This window comes from Enterococcus sp., assembly GCF_032555305.1.
Lineage (GTDB): Bacteria > Bacillota > Bacilli > Lactobacillales > Enterococcaceae > Enterococcus_A.
The window spans coordinates 202,712-221,883 of sequence record NZ_JAWGOQ010000003.1; the positions used below are offsets into that span (position 1 = coordinate 202,712).

General features: G+C 41.9%; 17 protein-coding genes and 1 riboswitch. Of the genes, 1 reads left to right on the plus strand and 16 read right to left on the minus strand.

Going from position 1 to position 19,172, the window contains the following annotated elements; translation table 11 throughout:
- Positions 1-36 precede the first annotated feature (36 nt).
- The 11 genes from grdD to E6139_RS04025 all read right to left on the minus strand — a co-directional run bounded on the left by grdD (position 37) and on the right by E6139_RS04025 (position 11,636).
- Positions 37-1,197 (minus strand): glycine/sarcosine/betaine reductase complex component C subunit alpha, encoded by a 1,161-nt coding sequence (gene grdD, locus E6139_RS03975; RefSeq protein WP_316401767.1) that lies wholly within the window; start codon positions 1,195-1,197, stop codon positions 37-39.
- 11 nt (positions 1,198-1,208) lie between these two features.
- Complete coding sequence (gene grdC / locus E6139_RS03980; RefSeq protein WP_316401768.1) at positions 1,209-2,744, minus strand: glycine/sarcosine/betaine reductase complex component C subunit beta; 1,536 nt, start codon at positions 2,742-2,744, stop codon at positions 1,209-1,211.
- A gap of 176 nt (positions 2,745-2,920) precedes the next feature.
- Positions 2,921-3,244 (minus strand): thioredoxin TrxA, encoded by a 324-nt coding sequence (gene trxA, locus E6139_RS03985; protein ID WP_316401769.1) that lies wholly within the window; start codon positions 3,242-3,244, stop codon positions 2,921-2,923.
- A complete protein-coding gene (locus E6139_RS03990) occupies positions 3,241-4,209 on the minus strand; it encodes an NAD(P)/FAD-dependent oxidoreductase (protein ID WP_316401770.1) in 969 nt (322 codons plus the stop codon). Before E6139_RS03990 ends, trxA begins: the two co-directional genes overlap by 4 nt.
- Positions 4,210-4,268: 59 nt before the next feature.
- The gene (gene grdB / locus E6139_RS03995) at positions 4,269-5,570 is read right to left on the minus strand and encodes a glycine reductase complex selenoprotein B (RefSeq protein WP_316401771.1); all 1,302 of its coding nucleotides are present in this window, start codon (positions 5,568-5,570) and stop codon (positions 4,269-4,271) included.
- 18 nt (positions 5,571-5,588) lie between these two features.
- Positions 5,589-6,062 (minus strand): glycine/sarcosine/betaine reductase complex selenoprotein A, encoded by a 474-nt coding sequence (gene grdA, locus E6139_RS04000; RefSeq protein WP_316401772.1) that lies wholly within the window; start codon positions 6,060-6,062, stop codon positions 5,589-5,591.
- A 23-nt stretch (positions 6,063-6,085) separates the two neighbouring features.
- Positions 6,086-7,372, minus strand: a complete 1,287-nt coding sequence (locus E6139_RS04005; RefSeq protein ID WP_316401773.1) for a glycine/sarcosine/betaine reductase component B subunit — start codon at positions 7,370-7,372, stop codon at positions 6,086-6,088.
- Positions 7,373-7,412: 40 nt separating this feature from the next.
- Positions 7,413-7,799, minus strand: a complete 387-nt coding sequence (locus E6139_RS04010) for a GrdX family protein (protein WP_316401774.1) — start codon at positions 7,797-7,799, stop codon at positions 7,413-7,415.
- A gap of 390 nt (positions 7,800-8,189) precedes the next feature.
- Positions 8,190-8,295: riboswitch (glycine riboswitch) on the minus strand.
- Between the two features lie 1,012 nt (positions 8,296-9,307).
- Positions 9,308-10,243: an aminoglycoside phosphotransferase family protein gene (locus E6139_RS04015; protein WP_316401775.1), complete on the minus strand. Its 936-nt coding sequence runs from the start codon at positions 10,241-10,243 to the stop codon at positions 9,308-9,310.
- Positions 10,236-10,784 carry a GNAT family N-acetyltransferase gene (locus tag E6139_RS04020; RefSeq protein ID WP_316401776.1) on the minus strand — a complete coding sequence of 183 codons (549 nt, stop codon included), beginning with the start codon at positions 10,782-10,784 and terminating at the stop codon, positions 10,236-10,238. The genes E6139_RS04015 and E6139_RS04020 overlap by 8 nt, the downstream gene beginning before the upstream one ends.
- 384 nt (positions 10,785-11,168) lie before the next feature.
- On the minus strand, positions 11,169-11,636 hold the full coding sequence (locus E6139_RS04025; RefSeq protein ID WP_316401777.1) for a PTS glucose transporter subunit IIA: 468 nt from the start codon (positions 11,634-11,636) through the stop codon (positions 11,169-11,171).
- Positions 11,637-11,761: 125 nt separating this feature from the next.
- Between E6139_RS04025 and E6139_RS04030 the strand changes: the two genes are divergently transcribed.
- The gene (locus E6139_RS04030; RefSeq protein ID WP_316401778.1) at positions 11,762-12,484 is read left to right on the plus strand and encodes a MurR/RpiR family transcriptional regulator; all 723 of its coding nucleotides are present in this window, start codon (positions 11,762-11,764) and stop codon (positions 12,482-12,484) included.
- On the opposite strand, the gene E6139_RS04035 is transcribed toward E6139_RS04030, so the two are convergent.
- The 5 genes from E6139_RS04035 to E6139_RS04055 all read right to left on the minus strand — a co-directional run bounded on the left by E6139_RS04035 (position 12,481) and on the right by E6139_RS04055 (position 19,066).
- Entirely contained in the window at positions 12,481-13,860 is a 1,380-nt protein-coding gene (locus E6139_RS04035) for a gluconokinase (RefSeq protein ID WP_316401779.1), read from the minus strand. The two genes, E6139_RS04030 and E6139_RS04035, sit on opposite strands and share 4 nt — an antisense overlap.
- On the minus strand, positions 13,857-14,756 hold the full coding sequence (gene gnd, locus E6139_RS04040) for a phosphogluconate dehydrogenase (NAD(+)-dependent, decarboxylating) (protein ID WP_316401781.1): 900 nt from the start codon (positions 14,754-14,756) through the stop codon (positions 13,857-13,859). Before gnd ends, E6139_RS04035 begins: the two co-directional genes overlap by 4 nt.
- A 79-nt stretch (positions 14,757-14,835) precedes the next feature.
- On the minus strand, positions 14,836-16,167 hold the full coding sequence (locus tag E6139_RS04045) for a 6-phospho-alpha-glucosidase (protein WP_316401782.1): 1,332 nt from the start codon (positions 16,165-16,167) through the stop codon (positions 14,836-14,838).
- Between the two features lie 2 nt (positions 16,168-16,169).
- Complete coding sequence (locus E6139_RS04050; protein WP_316401827.1) at positions 16,170-17,783, minus strand: PTS transporter subunit EIIC; 1,614 nt, start codon at positions 17,781-17,783, stop codon at positions 16,170-16,172.
- A 185-nt stretch (positions 17,784-17,968) separates the two neighbouring features.
- Positions 17,969-19,066 (minus strand): hypothetical protein, encoded by a 1,098-nt coding sequence (locus E6139_RS04055; RefSeq protein WP_316401783.1) that lies wholly within the window; start codon positions 19,064-19,066, stop codon positions 17,969-17,971.
- Positions 19,067-19,172 lie beyond the last annotated feature (106 nt).

Sequence of the window (19,172 nt, forward strand, 5' to 3'; positions counted from 1 at the left end):
AAAAAAACCAGCCCATTTCGGTGAGCTGGTTTTCTTCTATAAATATTTAGCTTTCTTCAATTCAGCTTGCGCAGCTGCTAAATTTTTCTCGTTGACTAAAACGATCGGTCCAGTACAGCCCATGCCGCTTTCGGCATAAATATCGATTTCCCAAAGCGCCTTCACCGCATCTTCTAGTTCCATGATCTCAATACCGGCGATCTCACTTGTCACAATTTCTTTAGCAGGTGGCTCGATTTCTTTCGCCGCTTCTGCTGTTGGCGCCGCAGTCAACTCTGCACAAATTTGCTTCAATCCAGCTTGATCCGCTTTTTGATATTCTACTTGGCTGATTTTTCCAAGCTTGCCTTTCGCTAACTCATAGGCATATTCCAATGCATTGACAATCACGGGAACGCCACTAGCGCGGGAAATAATACAGATATTGCGATCATAATTCCGTCCGATCCCGGGTCCATAACCAGCTCCTAATGTTTCATAATTCCCGCCGCTTGAACCAGCAGAGAAGAGCTTCATCAGGATATTTCCAGTCAAGCTGTCACAAACAACGACATCGACACTGCCTAACAGCAAATCATTTCCTCGCAGAACTTTCCCGCCATCTTCACGCTGACTCTCTCCAAAAGCCAGCTCATAGCCATTTTCTTGCAGAGTAGTTAATGAACGTTCAACGGTCTTCGCACCTTCAACATTTAAAATACCGACAGTTGGCTGATTGATACCGCAAGCTTTGGCCGCAGCGATGCCATTGATCGCATTCAGAACCATAGCCTCATTTCGGACACCGCTGGTAGTTCCAGTTGTGGTAGCGATATAAAGTTCACGACCTAATGCCGGTGTAACCACTTTTCCGACTGTCGAAACACCGATTGGAAAACTGTAGTGCAAAGTGACACAGCCCTGTAATTCTCCGCTGTCGAGTAATTCCTCCATCAGCTCCGAGGATTCTTTTTGGCAACTAGTCGTTGAATAATGCTCAAAATCCCCAGCCCACTCCACGTCGCTGCCTATCAATACTACATCAAAGAGGTTCTTCTGCTTAATCGCATATGCCGCCTGTTTCATGACCTCCATGCCAAGCTCGCTGCCGTCAAAGGTCAAGCCGATCTTGACTCTGGATTCCATGCGACCCGTTTCTAAACTAGTCGCTAAATCTTCAAATACTTTTTTAACTGTTTGTTTTACTTGATCAGACATTGGCTCCACCTCTATTCTACTGAAAGATTGGCAGCAAAGCTTCTTAATGCCTGCGCAACTTCGCGTTTCACCAGCTCTTCTAAGTCTTGTTGATTTTCTTCCGACACTTTGCCGCTGTTGCGTTCGAGCAAGATCGAGACACCATCAAATAAGTTCGTCATCCGCCCTAAGAAAAGCGAGCCTTTTCCAACGATCATCGCACGATTCTTATCTCCACTGACCAAATCCTCTGCCGCGAAGCCTAAATAAGGAATGCCGCTTGGGATATGTCCTTGAGTCGGAGCCCAGCCTACTAATGATTTTTCATTGACGAAGGCCATCAAATCTTTTTTCTCGATATCTTTGCGCAGAACACCGATTGCGCCGATCATTTTTAGATTGGCTAATGGGACATCGCCTGCGCCGGCTGGTTTGGTGATGTCCGGATTTTGCATTTCGACTGAGTAAACATCGACATCTTTAATCGATAATTGAGCTTTTTCTAAAATGCTAGCGATCAGTGCTGTTGTTACAGCCTGCGGACTCGATCCGCTGCCGACTTCATGTTTGCCAGTAAGATCATGACGTAATATCGGATGTACACCATCATTTTCACTGATTAAAGCCGCGAAGCCGCCTAATACATCCTCCAAAATCGGAAAGCCCTTGCCTACGTGGGATTTACCGTTCATTCCTAATTTGGCAGTCGCTCCACCAGCTACCAGCACCACATTTTTATGGGTTCCCGCTGCTACCAGAGATGCCGCTGTGATTAATGCATGAGTCGGGCCCGCACAGAAGCTGCGAATATCTGAACCTGTCGCATGTTCGCAGCCACATAATTCAGCGATCGATTTGGCGAAATTCCCACCGCCTCGTTGGTTCATATCACCGCAAGCTTCTTCACTACACTCGATTACATAATCAATCTCTTTCGGATCGAGCTGATGCTTGTCGATCAATTGACGCAAAGCCAAAACGCCACTGGCTTTCACCACGAGGTTTTCTAGCATCACATGAGCATTCAGGTTTACATCGATCTGATGCGCCGGACTCACACAACCAACCAGCTGACGTTCATAATATAACGCTTCTGCATGATTATCAGCCAGATCCTTTTCGATCCACTCCAGTGTTTTTCCTTCTTTAATTTTTTCAACATCGTCTTTGAATAAAGGATGGACACTTAATGCTTCACGAACTTTTACCGCAAAACTTTCCTCTAAATGGACCAATTCAAATACATCGGCGATCTGTAATAGACCATAAAATTCCAATTCCGGCATAATTTCACCGAATTTGCCTTCACGCTGCCCTTCGAATGGGTGATTAACCCAAGGCTGGGGCAATTCCTTCAGCGCTTGATAGCTCAAATTGCCGATATAGGTTTGATTTGGTGCATAGTTGACCACCTCATCATAGCTGCGCAAATTATCATATAGATTCGCCAGATAGGGGCTGTCAGGGGTCGTGATTTTTTCTGTTGTTTGGGTCGTTCCGTTATGCTCGATCATATCGGGTGTATGAACAAGAACATAGCTCGCCCCTCTTAAAGTCGAATAATTCATGGACATTCTCCTCGTCTATCATTCTCACAAACTGAGATCATTCCACTTCAGAAAACGGATCTCCAATTTGAAAATCATTTCGTCGTTGCGCATACCACTCTGCTGCTACAGATGCATAACTACGTATTTTCAAAATCAGCGATCCGTTTTCAAAACAATCTCGTTAAAAAACACTGTTAAATATATTTTTTGATCATGTCTTCGATTGCTTCTTTAGTACAATCGTCTTTCGCTACTTCATCTACCTTTTCACCATTTTGATAAATCGAAATGACCGGCAAGCCTAAAACTTTATGTTGGATACAGAAACGGCGAACCTTTTTTTGTGAGGTATTGAATTTAGTGAAGCGAATTTGTTCTCCGTAATGTTTGTACAGTTCTTCCACATCAGGCATCAAAGCCAAGCAGTTTTCACAGGTTTCACCCCACCAGTCAACTAATACGGGACTATCTTGTTCTAATACCTCTTCACCAAAATTATCAACAGTTAATTCAATCATGTGGTTGGTACCTCCCTTTTAATTCTTTCAACATATTTCTGCGCTGAAAAAGCAGCCGTAGCTCCATCTCCGGTAGCGGTTACAACTTGGCGTAATACTTTTGGCCGCATATCCCCAGCCGCGAAGACCCCTTCAACTTGTGTACACATTGCTTCATCAGTAATCATATAACCATAATCGTTCAACGGAATCTTTCCTTCATACAGCTTCGTGCTTGGAACATTACCGATGAAGACAAAAATACCAAATAAGCCATCTTCTTCATCCGCCTCAAAACGAGTCAACTCATCGGTCTTCGTATTGCGGATCGTCATCGCTTCTACCATTCCGTCGCCTTCGATGCTTTCCACAACAGAATCAAAAATATAATCAATCTTGTCATTGGCTTTGGCTTGTTCTACGGCGATCGCGTCCGCTGTCAGATCGCTCAAGTTCTGGATGATGTGAACTTTGCGGGCAAAGGTCGTGATGAACATCGCTTCTTCCACCGCAGAATTTCCGCCGCCAATCACATAAACTTCTAGGTCTTCAAAGAAGGCGCCATCGCAAGTCGCACAGTAAGACACTCCTTTTCCAGCTAATTCCCGTTCTCCGACACAGCCGATTTCTCTTGGAAAGGCGCCGTTTGCACAAATAACTGCATGTGATTCGTACACACTGCCGTCTTTACAGGTGACTTTTTTGACTTTCCCATCAAGCTCTAAATCAGTCACTTCTTTGCGCAATTTAATTTCCGCGCCGAATTGCTGCGCTTGATCTGCCATGCGTTTGATCAATTCCGGTCCTGAAGTCTCCTCCTCTGTCGGCTTGACTGAACCCGGAAAATTCGCGATTTCATGGGTCGAAACGATTTGTCCGCCTAGTTTTGTTTTTTCCAAAAGTAATACTTTTAAACGCGCTCTTGCATTATATATTGCAGCGGTTAATCCAGCCGGTCCGCCGCCGATAATAATCACATCATACATATTTCCATGCTCTCCCCTCAATCACTGCCTGAATGAAGGCTCACTCAGGCAGTCAAAGATTATTCAAATACCGTTTGTTCGTCGACTGGTGTCGTCATCGCCTTCAAAGCCTTCTCAACGATACCGCGACGCAGTTTTTGTTCTTCCTTCAAGCTTAGGCTTGGATTGCCTAGTGGGTGAGGAATCGCAATAGCAGGCACGATTCGATTTGCGCCAACGGTTTGCGAGATTGGAACAACTGTACAGATGTGAACCACAGGCAAACCTGTTTTTTCAATTTCCTTAACCATCGTTGCACCGCAACGAGTACAGGTTCCTCAGGTGGATGTCAAAATAACGGCATCGACACCATCTGCTAGTAATTTTTGAGCAATTTCAGCCGCATATTTCTTAGCATTGGCAACGGCTGTTCCGTTCCCAACAGTTGTATAGAAATAGTTGTGCAGGCTGCCGATCACTCCTTCTTTTTCCATTTCTCTCACTATATCTAATGGCAATACCCGGTTTGGATCTTGGTTTGCATACGAAGGGTCATACCCGCCGTGAGCCGTTTCATATGAATCTGCGGTCAAAGTATCAACGTTTTCGATAGAATACGTTCCGTACTTCGAGGCGCTGCTTGATTCAATCCGATCTGGATTGCCTTTAGGAACAATTCCACCAGAAGTCACAAGCGCGATTTTCGCTTTAGACAGATTGCTTATCGCGGTGGCTGGCGCGACGTTATCAAATTCAGGCATTGGATATTCGGTCGTAAATTCTTCATCCTTCAATTTACGAACCAGCATATCGACAGCCCGAGCTGAACCGCGTTTCTCATCCTGAAAATTCTTCCGATAACGAACAAAGTAGCTGTCCGCTTCTGGTGAAACTTGTTCTTCCCTCAACAATTTCAACGCAAGACTCGCAATCACAGGCACTGCTTTTCTCATGCCGGCCGCACTATTTCTAGTCGGTACGATATAGGCTCCTTTTTTGTACATTTCCACGCCGGGATTTTCTTCATACATCCCGGTCACAGCTGGAATACCAAGCTCGGTCATGACTGCTTGGACAACCTCACCGCAAGCGATGCCGTATCGTCCGGCATTAAACGCTGGTCCTGCAATAACGATATCTGGTTCAAATTGTTTGATACGATCTAATACATCCTTTTTGGCACTATCCAAGTTCTCATTAAAGAAACTGTCGCCACACACTACAGTGCCGACGATTTCTGCTTCATCACCAAATGAATTCATGAAAGCAAGACCTGGTCCTACTACTTCAGCTTTAGAGAATGGTTGGATGTCCGCCTTTTCTTCACCACCGATCCCAGCATAAAACTGGTTGATGTAGTGAACAACTTTAAACTTAGTCATAAGACGCTCCTTTACTAATTAGTATTTCCCGTATTGATTTCTCATTTCAGATACCTCTTCAATGATGTCATCAACATCTAAAACCATTTCCATCATGCCGATCTGCTCTTCAAAAACATCTGAGTCGACAACTTCTTTAAATTCTGGCTCTACAGCGTGATATACAGCTAAACCTAGCTGTTCATTGGTTAATGGACCTGCATACGTAGGATCTCCGTTTGTTACAGTTTCAGCAGCTAAACCAGCTGCTTCTCCTTCGGCAGCACCGATCAAAACGACCACGTTCTCTGCTCCGAAGTTTTCTGCTGCTTCTTTTACTCTACGTTGGTTTTCTAAGTCCATTGCCCCAGCGGCCGTTCAGACGAAACATTCTGTCGATGAGAATATTACGTCAGCTCCGGTACCTGCGATACAAGCTTCGATTGCTTGACCTGGAATACCGTCACGGTCGCCGATCACTAAGACTTTTTTATTTTTTAATTCTAAAGTCATTAGTATTTCCTCCCTATTATGATTTAAACGCCTTTTGCAGACATTTTGTTAAAACCTAATTCATTGGTTGCACCGGTAATTGCCTGGATTTCAACTTCAATCGTGCCATCATCCTTCAAGCTGCCGTCAAAGCCGCCTGCGATGACATCCACATAATCTAATTGTCCGATCAAGCGATCCATTTTTGGTAATTGGATCGTTTCGTTTGCATTTCCGCCAGTAACTACCGCAGTTGCTAATTTATCCGCATCTGCTAAGGACTGGCTAGCACCGTCTCTTCCAGCATATTCATCTGTTACAATAACTGTTTTGATTCCTTTTTCTTCGACTTTCTTACAATTCATGATCAAATCTGTATCAGGATTTCCAAAGCCTTCTTGCGAAATAATGACACCGTCTAACCCAATATACTCTGTCAATTTCGCGACAAAATCACTGGAACGATGTTTGTCTTTTAAATAAACGGTTTCGTTGGTGACGATTACACCGACAAAATTAATTTCCTTGCCGTGCTGCTTGTACAAATCAGCAATGACTGGATTATTCAAATGATGATAGGTCGTGTTCTTGTCACAGGCAGACACACAGTTTCCACTGATGATTGCGCCATCCATCACTTCTGTTGGATAAAGGATCGTTGGTACGATATGCTTTGCATCTGTTCCATAAACATAGGTGTCGTGGAGCAGACCCTGTGTTTGCAGCATGTACACATAACCGATTTTTGGCAGATCAGGATATTGTTGGATCTGTTCTAACAACGGCAACGTTTCAAACGTTTCAATGCTATCGGGCTCGACTTTTTCGCCCAGCTTGCCGATATAATCAGCCGTTTTTAGTCCGGCAAAACGTGCCGCTTCTTCGTATAAATGAGGATCTAACTCTTCTTGTGGTTTTAATACTAAACAAATTTCGATCAACTGTGAAAATGGCGTCAGCTCAGAACCAGGCCCTTGCATATCGACGATTCCTTCTTGGAAGCCGACGATTTTACCAACTGTCATGACCCCGCAGCCTTTTAATACATGGGTACGACCGCTGCCGACGACATCAACTTTATTGATGACCCCCGGAAAGATCCCTGTCTCTGAATCAACCTTGCATCTTGGCTCGATCACATCCTTTACTGGTGTGATGCGAACGCTGTCACCCGGTTTGGCGATTTCGATTTCACAGCTCGCTAAACGATCATCTTCCAATACGAGTTCTTTAATTTTCGCAGGATCAAGCATTAACGTGCCATTTTCAATTTTCTCTTCTTCGCCTAAAATGACTTCTTTGATTTCGATGTTTCCAATTTCGAGTTTCATTTATTCACCTCAGTTCAAATTGGTTGCAGATCGTTGAATACTATCTTTTCACCCCCATCCTTTCCAACGTACTCTGCGCGATATAAAAATCTACAAAAGCAAAATCTTTGAGCACCGCTAAGGACCAATCAGGGCGCTGCTTATTTTTGATAAATTTTTCATAGACGGCTATCGCTGATTCGATATATTCTAAACTCTCAATATCGATGTACTGAGAGGTGGTCTCTGTTACAAAAATCGTCTTATAATAGGTTTCATTTGGCTTGATACTTCCGCTTAACGGATGGGATAACAAACAAACATGATCGTTAACGATTTGCTGCTTGACCTGATCCAATACCGCTCCGTATGACCCTTCTACAAAACAAATAGAGCAGAGATTTTCGATTTTTTCTTGTACCATCGGGTTATTTGTTATTACGTTCATTTTCGTCACCGAACCTTTTGTAATGTTTTTCACATGAAATGTGTTTATTGAACCTTGGACAACCAAATTCCCTAATAATGTGTAGCTACAATAGCCACTGCAAAAAGGCATAAAAGGCAACTCGCAGCTATCTCGAAGGTATGGAATTCATTTTTCAAAAACTGTGAAAAATGAATTAGATTCTCGTTTCGCATACGGTTTCACTAAAGCGCTCAGTAGCTTAGACAACCTAAATCTTTATGAATGTGTAGCTGCAATAATTACTGCGAAAAGTGAAACTCGCAAAAAAGGGGACAACGACACCTTGTGCCATTGTCCCCTGTCACTAGCCTGAAAGATTCCCTCCGTTCAGAGGTTGCTTCTTCGGCGCATTTCTGCTCTTCAGAGTTTGATCCAATTACGGTCCATTTACCTGAGATGTTCACTATGAGATCAGCTTGTTTCATAGCTTATACCTTCGGTGGCAGTAATTTCTGCACTCTCCCGCAATCTTCTTATTAAGTTGTAAACGCTTACTTCAATTAGATGGTAACAAGTTATTCCCAGGATTACAACCCGAGATTTTTTGTATTTTCGAGAAAAATGACAACCATTCAATGGTTGCTAATCGAGCAAAAAACATAACGCTAGTTGTTTTGCCGTGGTTGTCTTGTTTTAGACCTATCATTAGTAATTCTATTGAAGATTCAAATCATTGAATAACAAAAAGATTAGTCATCTAAAATCAATTTTTCAGTGATCTTAAACTTATTTAGCGAAAATGAGCCCTTTAGTTAGATTTACAGCTTGTTCTTTAGAAAAAACTAGAGAGTCAATTTTGCCAGCTGATTATTAATCCTTAAAAAGATTCTTATGCGGATATAGTTCAAGTCTTATCAATGATGTTTTGAAGGTGATCTTCGTCTATCAGTTTTAATACCCTTTAACTATAATTTCCCAAATACCTATTGTCAAAGGCCCTATTTTATTAATGGGCGGTTTCACAAATGAACAAATTGCGCTCCCAAAAAGAAGCTTAGCGAAAAAAACTTTGACTATTTTCTTTTTGAACTAGATCAATGAAAAATAAAAAAATTCTGATACCTTAATTGCGTATCATTTTTTTATTAACTACTGGAGTTTTTCGAACCATTCGAAGTATTTCCATACCACCTGCTAAATTTAGCATTGTTCTGCTTGGTTGCAATCATTTAAACTAGCAAAATTCGTCAAACTGATCGTGTTCGTGTTGAAGATGACAACAATTATGAGGTTAATGTAAAATCTGAAGTTGAGAACCAATTTCTTCATAATAAAAAATGATTACTTAATAGAATCCAAATAGCAGCAATTATTCGAGCTACAGCAGGTACAGTTCGAACTTCTACAATAAGTGAACAAAAATAGGCTGCTGAACTTTTTCTTTGATCAAAAAAGTTTAGCAACCTATTATACTTAATACGTACACTCTAGTTTTTTATTAATGACAAAACGATACTTAATTTTTCGGAGAGCATGAAAAGAACGAATCAAATATAATAGATCGTCTTGTCTTCAAGAAGGATATTCTCTTTGAAACCTTTCAAACCATTCTGAATCTCAGCAATGCCTTCTTCAAACAAATCCTCCATGCCAAATTCCTTGCCCAAATATACATTTTCAAGCTGATTATAAAAATCAACGAAGTCTAACTTGTTTTGTAGCTCTACAGCATCAATTCCATAATACTCCATCATTTTTTTAACGAAGTCATGATCAAAGCCTTCCTCGTAATCGAATAAAAGGCAAATGAATTCCATGTCACGATCATAAATCGCAATATCCCCAAAGTCGATCAATCCGCAAATGCGATTCGTCTCTTGGTCATAATAGACATTGCTGGCACCAAAGTCATTGTGGATCAAACATTTTTTATAGTGAAAGTCATGGCGTAATATTCTTTGATAAACATCATCAATTTCCTGTTGGACTGCTTCCTTCAAAAGAGGATACGCCGCCTGTTTAATTACGTCATATTCGTGGGCCGCCTTAGCTTTTTTATTCACCTGAAGATCGTCAATAGTGGTCGCTAAGTTAATACTATGCAATGCTTTAAAAAAGTCAGCCAGTTCATGAGCCAATTCATCTTTACGTTCTTCGGATAAGGTCGCTAAAATTTCAGCATCCAAAGGAACGCCCGCGATTTTTTCATGTCCGACAAATTCTAATTGATTAGGTTTACTTGATTTTCCGATAAAGCAAACTTCTGGAACCTTAAGCGGTAGCTGATCTTTAATTTCTTTTAAAATGAACGCTTCTTTATAAAGATTTCTGGCTGCTCTTGTATGACGAGGAAATTTAAAAACATAGGTTTGATTGAGTAAGAATGCTTCACTATCAAACCCTGCTCCTAGAAATTCCAATGAGTTGATCGTCAAATCAGGATACACCTGCTTTATTTTAGTTTTCACTTCTAATTTATCCACTAGACACCTCGTTATTTAAGTTTAGCTGCATATACAATACCTCAAAAGGCAGATGTGCAAAATTTTGGGAACGAACAATTTGATAGCCGTTCCTTTGATACCATTCCTTTAAGCGGATATTCTCTTTGATAATACCGATATCAATTCGTTCGATGTGGTCGTTTTTGGCAATTTCCCGAACCTTATCCAATATGAATTCGCCATATTTTTTGCCACGTTCCGGCGGGATAATGGCGACCTTTTCCAATGTCGCTTGGTTCCCCTCGTTGTAAACTAACTCAAAAAAGCCGATCATTTTCTTCCCTAAATAAAGACCAAAAAGTTGATTGCCCTTTTCCAAATCAATTTTTAAATGTTTGGCTTGCGTAAAGGCGCCATTAGTTGGACAATTATCGATTGTTAAATCAAAATCATCGGCGACAGTCGCAAAGCTTTCTCGGATCACCTGCGCTGCAATCTCTAAATCAACATCTACCAAGCGCTGAATTGTTATTTTTTTTGGAAATAGCTGCTCACTATTAAATAAAACCAAGTCTGCCAAAATAATCACTCCTCTCAAGATCGTTGCTGAATCCGGAATCTCCTTGGCAATTACCATCCGTTTAGGTGAACGATTATCCTTTCTAATCAATTCTCAATTAAACTAACCATACTAGAAAAAGGATCACATGACTACCGTCAAATCAAAAATAAATCCTCCATCATTTGCAGAAGTAAGAAAAAACTGATCGTTAGCAAGCGATTACATTTATTCTCGGATTAATTCTCTGTATTTTGAACATCAGATATGCTTTTTTCGCAAATAATTGTAAACTAATAACGTTAAAGAAACTATGAAGAGCCAACTCAATCCATTATTTATCGTCAGCCCCTTACTCAAGACCGTAATCATTATGATCCCTAAAAAGGAGACACCGGATGCGAACTATTTTAATACCGCAGCAACTTCGCCAACTTGTTTTTCGCCAAAATTTATTTTCACTTTTTTGTCCTTCATTTCCGGGAAAACGACAATCACGATATCATCTTTTTTGTTTTCTGCTAAAAAGTCTAGATCAACTTGAACCAACGGATCACCAGCTTTGACTTTTTGACCTTCTGAAATAGTTGAACTGAAGCCGTCACCGTTCAACTCGACAGTGTCCAGCCCGATATGAATCAGAATGTCCAAGCCATCTTCGGCTTCCAAGGTCAAGGCATGCAATGATGGGAAGACGGATTTCACTGTACCCTTGATCGGTGCACAGATTTTTCCATCTGAGGGTTTCACAGCGAAGCCTTCCCCCATCATTTTTTCGCTGAACACCGGATCACTGACTTCTTTTAGATCAACAACCTCGCCATTAACAGGTGCATTGATCTCGCTGCTTTTACTTTTGAATAATCCAAACATATTTTTTTGCTCCTTTCATCCGATCTTTTGTTTCAACTCTTCAAAATGCTGATTTCTTTTTTTCAATCCCCTTAGTGTATAATACCAAAGTAAAGGCTCTATTGATTATTATAAGAGGTGTGAAAATGGATTTAGAATTAGTGACTAAAGGAAAACAACTATCGGATAATGACCGAACGATCTTGACTTACTTAGCAGCTCACGTCAATGAACTAGATGGTGTTTCATTAAGAAAAATCGCTGCTACCTTATATACTTCTCCAGCAACTATTGTGCGTCTAGCACAAAAATTAGATTTTTCTGGTTACTTAGAGCTATTTTACTTCTTGAAAAATCAATACCAACCCCAAAACCAATTGGTTGAGGCTACCGTTGATATCTCAATTCCAACCGAGAGAATCGCTCCTTCGATCCAAAATATGAAGCAAATCTATCAAGCCGATCAAGGAAAGTTCATCACGATTTACGCGACCGGTTTTTCAAGTATCATTGCCGAATATCTTTATAAGAAACTCCTGGTCAATGGAATCAAGACGCTTTTCGTAAATGCAGCAGATTCGTCGGGAATCATCAACAATAATGCCGATAACATCAGTATGCTGATTGTCATATCCAAATCCGGCGAGACTCAAAAAGTGATTGAGAAAATGCAGTTTTCCCAAGAACGCAAGATCCCTACTATTCTGTTTACTGGTAACAGTCAATCCCGCGCGACTGAGGCGGCAACGATCATCTTTGAAGTGGCTGACGAACGGCCGCTAGATAGTCAAAACATCAAATACAACAGCTTCTTTGGCAAGCTATTATTATTGATGGAATACATCGTTCAAGAATTCACTCAAAGCTAATTGCTAAAGTAGGTTTGAGCTAGCCGCGTATAAGATTCATGATTGGTTGGCTCAGGGAAAAAGGCTTCTTGCGCCTCTTGAACCAGTACGTTCGGCTGCTCTAATAAATAGTACAAACCGAAAATTGGTTCATTTTGCGGTGCGTAATAGCAAGCTACACCAAAAACGTCTGCCGCTAATTGCCCCAAAACCGCTGTTTGGAAAAAGCCGCCGCTGACAGATAATGATTCATCCTTTGCGACAAGTTCAACCAGCTGACGAATATTTAATAGAACCCCTTCAATCACACTTCGCAGCATATCCATTCGTGTATGCTGCAGGGTCAAATCATAGAAACCGCCTTTGATTTCATTATTCCAGTATGGAGCGCGTTCCCCATTTAAATAAGGCCAAAAGCGTAATCCCTTCGCACCTAACTCCGTTTGTTCGAATAAATCCGGCAAAAGCTCATAGAATTTCGCAGGATTGTCTGCCAAATGATTCGCCGCCCAAGCCAAAACGACCCCGCCATTATTGGATGGTGCTCCACTAACAAATAAATCTTTTTTTAAGTAGTAGCAGAAGTTTTGCTTGGTCTGATCTAAGTGAATGGTGTCCGTAATCTGACGCACCGCAGCACTTGTTCCGATTGTTAGGCTAGCGGATCTGCCCGTCGCATAGTAGCTGGCATAGGCCGCTAAAGTACCATCACTTGCGCCAATGACGACCTTTGTGCCAGCAGAAAAGTCAAATAGATCACGTATTTTTGGCAATATCTCAAATGCCTGATCCGTATCAACTAGCGGTGCTAACTGTTCTTCATTAATATCAAGGTAAGCGAGAATCTCAGAACTCCATTTTTTTTCCCTCAAATCGAACAAGCCTGTTGCGGAGGCGGTAGAGTAATCGATCACTGGTTTTCCAGTAAAATACTCCATGACCAGTTCCTTGATCCCATACCAACGTGTCCCTGCTGGATACAGTTTTTTTTCTTGGAAATAAAGCAGCTTGGCAAACGGGGACATGGCATGGATCGGAGTGCCGGAAATTTCATAAAAATGTGTTGCTAAGTTCGTTTGCTTAAAGCAATCCATCGTCTCCGCTGCTTGCAGATCTGACCATAAAAAAACTTGCTTTTCGCCATCATCAGGCATCAGGCTGTGCATCGCTGTACTGAAACTAATAGTCGAAATTTGTTGACGAAGCGAAGTCGGAATGGCTAAAATTCCAGCCTGCAAAATCGTTAAAAGTTCATTTCCGTCTTGATACTTGATCCGATCATCTCCATAGGTTTGAAGCGGTAAATCACTGGTATAAAGCAAAGCATTTTCCTGAATTACACCTAACTTGATAGCGGTCGTGCCGATATCTATTCCTAAAAAAACTGACAAAATCATTCATCCTTTACAAAGGCGTGCCCGCCAAACTGATTGCGCAATAATGCGACAAGCTTCTCACTTATTTTATCACAATCCTCTGATGCAAAGCGTGTCATAAGTGATTGGGTGATCACCGGCAGGTTCACCTTTAATTTCAGCGCTTCCTCAACAGTCCATTTCCCCTCTCCGGAAGATGGGATGATTCCTGCAATCTCAGTCAGATTCACTCGATCGCGATAGATATTTTCCATTAGTTCCATTAACCAAGAGCGAATCACTGAACCATGATTAAATACTTGAGCAACATCCTTCATTTGATAGTCATAAGGACTATGATGAAGTAAATTGAAGCCTTCGCCAATTGATTGCATCATACCATATTCGATGCCGTTATGAACCATCTTAAGATAATGTCCGCTTCCTGCAGCCCCGCAATAGATAAAGCCTTTTTCTACACATAGCTCAGCAAAGATTGGCTTCAGTTCCTCAAAAATGACCTGTTCACCACCGATCATCATACATGCTCCATGCTTCGCACCTTCCACTCCGCCAGAAGTCCCGACATCAATAAAATGAATGCCATTTGCTTGGCAATAATCAAAGTTGTTTAAACTATCCTGATAATGAGAATTTCCCGCATCAATTACGATATCGCCTTCCTTCGATCTTTCGGCAACCTCTACAATCATATCCTTCGTCAAGCTTCCGGCTGGTAGCATCAGCCACACAATCCGCCGATCCCTTTGATTTTCTAACAGCCTTTCAATATCTGAGTAAAAGACTCCGCCTAAATCTGTCAATGTCTTTGCAACATCCGGATCTATATCTAAACCTTTCACTTTATGTTGATGTCGCAATAAATTTTCAGCAACACCTAAACCCATTTTGCCCAGTCCGATCATCGTGATTTCCATTCCGTTCCTCCTGCATTTTTTTTAGAAAAAAAGGATCGTAGCAGCAACTCACTCGTCGTTGCCGCTACATCCTTTAAAATTAATGTAATTCTGGCCAAGTATCGCCATTTTCTGCAATCAGGTCATCTAATAATTCCTTAGCTATCTGCGCACTCGGAACAGTTTTCGATAAAGTCAACGCTTGCCACATTTTTTGATAGCTGTTCTCTACGTAAGCTTCGACTACCAATTTTTCGACGGTGACCTGCTGGAACATCAACGCTTGCTGGAAGGCTGGAATTTGTCCTTGAGCCAATGCTTCTGGTCCATCTGTACCGACATTACATGGAACCTCAACCATCGCATCATCAGGGAAATTGGCAATCGCGCCATTATTTTCCACGATCATTACCATGCGTTCATGAGTATTGAAGGCAATCGCACGGGCTAAATCAACGATGAAGGTCGCATGAGCATCAATGTCAAAGGCAATGCCCTCTGCGGAGCCGTTAGCGATGATTTGTTTGGCATGATCAAAAACATTTTTCTCGCGCCCTTGCATCACTTCATTCGCACGGGTAAATTCTGGATGATCCTTCATGTGCTCAAAGACGTAATCAGGATACAAATAATATTTCAAGTAAGTATTCGGCAAATACTCTGGTGTTACAGCTAAAATATCCTTCGCTTTCTTATGCGTTTCCTGCCAGCTTGGATCGGTGTGCTGGGTATCTACTTCGATCTGCGTCAAGTAGCCATGTTCGGAAACGTAATTGCGAATTTGGTCAATGTACTCATGACCTTCTCTGTCTTTGACACTGGTCCACCAGCCAAAATGATTCAAGCCAAAGTAACGAACCTCTAATTCTTCCGGTTTCTTGCCAATGATCTGAGACATCCGGCGTAGTGTTCCTACTGGCATATCACAAATGTTCAGCACTTTCGAGTCTGGTCGCAGCACACGGCAGGCCTCAGCGACGATCGCCGCTGGATTGGAATAATTCAGCATCCAGCATTCCGGCGAATATTTTTCCATGTAATCGATGATCTCCAGCATACCGGTGATGCTGCGCATGCCATAAGCGATTCCGCCTGGTCCGCAGGTTTCCTGACCAAAGACGCCATGACGCAATGGAACTTTTTCATCTTTTTCCCGCATCGCATATTTTCCTACGCGAATATGCGCCATACAAAAATCTACATCGGTGAATGCAACTTCCGGATCGGTCGTATACAGAAAGTCAATCTCTGGTGCTTGCTCCTTCAACAAAATCTCTAATGCTTCACCGAGTACTCCTTGGCGATCGCCATCATTGTCGTATAATTTCAAGGTTTTCAATGGAAAGCGTTCTAAATTATCCAACATCATCATGACGATCCCTGGAGTAAAGGTACTCCCGCCGCCGGCAATTACTACTGAGAATTTTTTCATATCTATTCGTCTCCTCCACTGTCTCTTCCTAAATATTTTTCAAGTTTTTCACGCACTTGCGGTACGGTCAAGCCGTATACCACATGGACATTTTCCCCGTTACTGATAACGCCTTTTGCCTGGGTTTGATTTTTCAACAGCCCTTCATTTACTAAAGCTGGATTGGCTAGTTTTAGACGCAGACGGGTGTAACAATTATCGATGGTTTTGATATTTTCAGCTCCGCCTAAACCTTCCACTATTTTCCCTGAAAGCTCATCATCAGATGTTGGAGCTGCCAATGCGCCATCATCTGGTACTGTCGCTTTTTTCTCGTTATAGTCCTTCTTCGAATAAAGCTTCGTCTCTTGATCCTCATCTTCTCGTCCGACTGTCTTGAAGTTAAACTTAACGATCAAGAAACGGAAAATAAAGTAATAGATAAAGAAGAAGGCTACACCGACTAAGAGATAGATCGGCCATCGGGTCTTCTCTGTTCCCAATGGAATGTTATAAAGCAAAAAGTCAATAAAGCCATTCGGACCGATCGCCCTTGATCCAAGAATATTCAGTGCCACCATACTCAATCCGCTCAATGCTGAATGAATGACAAACAGTGCCGGGGCCACGAACATAAATGAAAATTCAATCGGTTCAGTTACTCCAGCGACAAACGAGGTCACCACTGCTGGAATCAAGATCGCTTTTACTTTGAATTTGTTTTCTGGCTTTGCTGTCTGATACATCGCTAAACAAGCTCCGATCAAACCGAACATTTTCGAAATTCCTCGAGCATCCCAGATCACGCTTTGAGATAGGACTTTGATCGCAGGATCAGCAATCTCTGCAAAGTAGATATTTCGCGCGCCTTCGAAAACCTGACCACCAACTTCTGCCACGCCGCCGAGAGACGTATATAAGAATGGCGTATAGATTAAATGATGCAATCCAGTCGGGATCAATAACCGTTCTAACGATCCATAGAGGAAAATTCCAAAGTTTCCAGTTTTCTGAATGACTCCGCCTAAACCATCGATCCCTTGTTGAATAACCGGCCAGATAAATGAAAGCAGAATAGCTGCCAGCACTAATACCGGAATCAAAACAATAAAGACAAAGCGGGCACCGCCGTAAACTTGAAAAGCATTATTAAAGGTCGTATCAATGAAACGATTGTGGATCAACGCCACTACGATCCCAAGAATAATTCCTAGAAAAACACCCATGTCCAAGACTTGAACACCTAAAACTAAAGCTTGTCCTGAACCTTGCAATTGATCAGGCGCTACCAGCATATCGCGAAGCTCCATAAATTTGTTCATGGCATATAAGAATACTAAGTAGCCAAGCAACGCGGTAAACGCTGCCTCCGCCTTTTTCTTATTGGCCAATCCCAACGCAATCCCGACACAGAAGATCACTCCAAGGTTTGTCAAAACTGGCAGTAAGGCCGCTGATAAGATACTACCGAAGCCCATCGTGATCGGATTATCTAAAAAGCCAAAAGTCTCAATCAACCGCGGATTGGTAAACACATTTCCGATCGCGATCAAAATACCGGCTATCGGCAAAATCAATACTGGAACAAACATTGCCTTTGAAAATTTTTGCATGCTATCCATGATTTTCGCTTTCATCATTTTCTCTCCTTCTTTTATGATGTGTTTAGTATACGGGCCGCTATTCCAAAAATAAATAGATACCGCTTACAACTCAACTCGTTTCACGATCTGAAACACGTTTCATGATTGCCACAAAAAAGAGCTTTCCCGCAAGAAAACTCTTAATGGCTTTAGCCTTATAATCAATTCTATTTTAATAATCAGTCATAATTATTGGACTTTTTAGACAGCAGATTTTCAATATCAAGCTGAATAACATGATCCACCAGCACGGGATTTCTCGTTCGATATGGCCATGCGCCTCCTTCAAAAAGTGCATACAACTGATTGCCGTCAGTAGTGATTTGTTCAATGTAAGGCGGCGTGTCCACTGAAAACTCTGCATCCTTAAGCGAGAAGAAATTATCGACCTTATCTAGATTAAAGAAATAGATTTTCCCCGGGCGATCAGGTCCCCACGACTGAGACATCACTAAATAATCCTTATAGAAAGTCAATCCTTGAATCATGTCCAAAGTTTTCCAAGAACCAAGGGAACGAGCAAATTGAGAGGGTGGAATCGGTGTTACTCCCGATTGACCCTTCTTTCCCTGATCAAAACTCGAAACCTTTTCTTGGGAAGCGATCGTTAATTCACCTTGATTGTTTAAACGATAAGTCGCCATGCGTCCATATTCACCCAAAGTAAAATAACCCACGACCAAAACGCCAGAGGTATAGCTCAAAGCCGAAGCATGAGAAACTTCTTTTAAGGAAATTTGCTGATGGTACGAAATGACACGGTTCTTCTTCAGCTGATATGCTTCCATCTCTTTCAAATCAATCGACGATAAGCCCGCAAACAGTCCTCCAGTTGTGACCCAAACCCGCTGATGCTTCGGATCATAGGCTATCCCGCCAAGATGTGGGTGCCCTGGCAATACGACAGTTTTAATAAAACGATGTGTTTGTCGATCCAGCATATAGATCACGGAATGATTCTGATGATCATGACTGTACGCCGAGATCAAAAGATATTTTTCTGTCAGGGTAACTCCCTGCGGTGTCATCGTCCGACTATCCGCAATCTCATTCGTTGCCAAACTCAGTGTTTCAGCTTGATATAATCCTGGAATTTTGTACATACCAAAATCATCGTCAACGCCCTCATTAGAAAAAGCCGCTCCATAAAATTGATGGTATTGTTCCAGCTGCTTCATTTGCTGATTAGCCGTCAGCCCATGATGAGCAGCATGGACTTTCATTGGAAAAAGGAATAGAAGAAACAGGAGAATGATTCCATAACTTTTCTTATACATTCGAAAGGCTCCTTGTTTTTTTACTAATCAGACCATAGCAGATATTTCCTTAAACAACAATTAAAGCGCTGTGGTGTTCAATTATTGTTGACTGCGAAAAGCCAAA

Coding starts and splice junctions, on each gene's coding strand:
- grdD (WP_316401767.1), bottom strand. CDS start 1,197: ATGTCTGATCAAGTAAAACAAACAGTTAAAAAAGTATTTGAAGATTTA.
- grdC (WP_316401768.1), bottom strand. CDS start 2,744: ATGAATTATTCGACTTTAAGAGGGGCGAGCTATGTTCTTGTTCATACA.
- trxA (WP_316401769.1), bottom strand. CDS start 3,244: ATGATTGAATTAACTGTTGATAATTTTGGTGAAGAGGTATTAGAACAA.
- E6139_RS03990 (WP_316401770.1), bottom strand. CDS start 4,209: ATGTATGATGTGATTATTATCGGCGGCGGACCGGCTGGATTAACCGCT.
- E6139_RS04005 (WP_316401773.1), bottom strand. CDS start 7,372: ATGAAACTCGAAATTGGAAACATCGAAATCAAAGAAGTCATTTTAGGC.
- E6139_RS04010 (WP_316401774.1), bottom strand. CDS start 7,799: ATGAACGTAATAACAAATAACCCGATGGTACAAGAAAAAATCGAAAAT.
- E6139_RS04025 (WP_316401777.1), bottom strand. CDS start 11,636: ATGTTTGGATTATTCAAAAGTAAAAGCAGCGAGATCAATGCACCTGTT.
- E6139_RS04030 (WP_316401778.1), top strand. CDS start 11,762: ATGGATTTAGAATTAGTGACTAAAGGAAAACAACTATCGGATAATGAC.
- E6139_RS04035 (WP_316401779.1), bottom strand. CDS start 13,860: ATGATTTTGTCAGTTTTTTTAGGAATAGATATCGGCACGACCGCTATC.
- gnd (WP_316401781.1), bottom strand. CDS start 14,756: ATGGAAATCACGATGATCGGACTGGGCAAAATGGGTTTAGGTGTTGCT.
- E6139_RS04045 (WP_316401782.1), bottom strand. CDS start 16,167: ATGAAAAAATTCTCAGTAGTAATTGCCGGCGGCGGGAGTACCTTTACT.
- E6139_RS04050 (WP_316401827.1), bottom strand. CDS start 17,783: ATGAAAGCGAAAATCATGGATAGCATGCAAAAATTTTCAAAGGCAATG.
- E6139_RS04055 (WP_316401783.1), bottom strand. CDS start 19,066: ATGTATAAGAAAAGTTATGGAATCATTCTCCTGTTTCTTCTATTCCTT.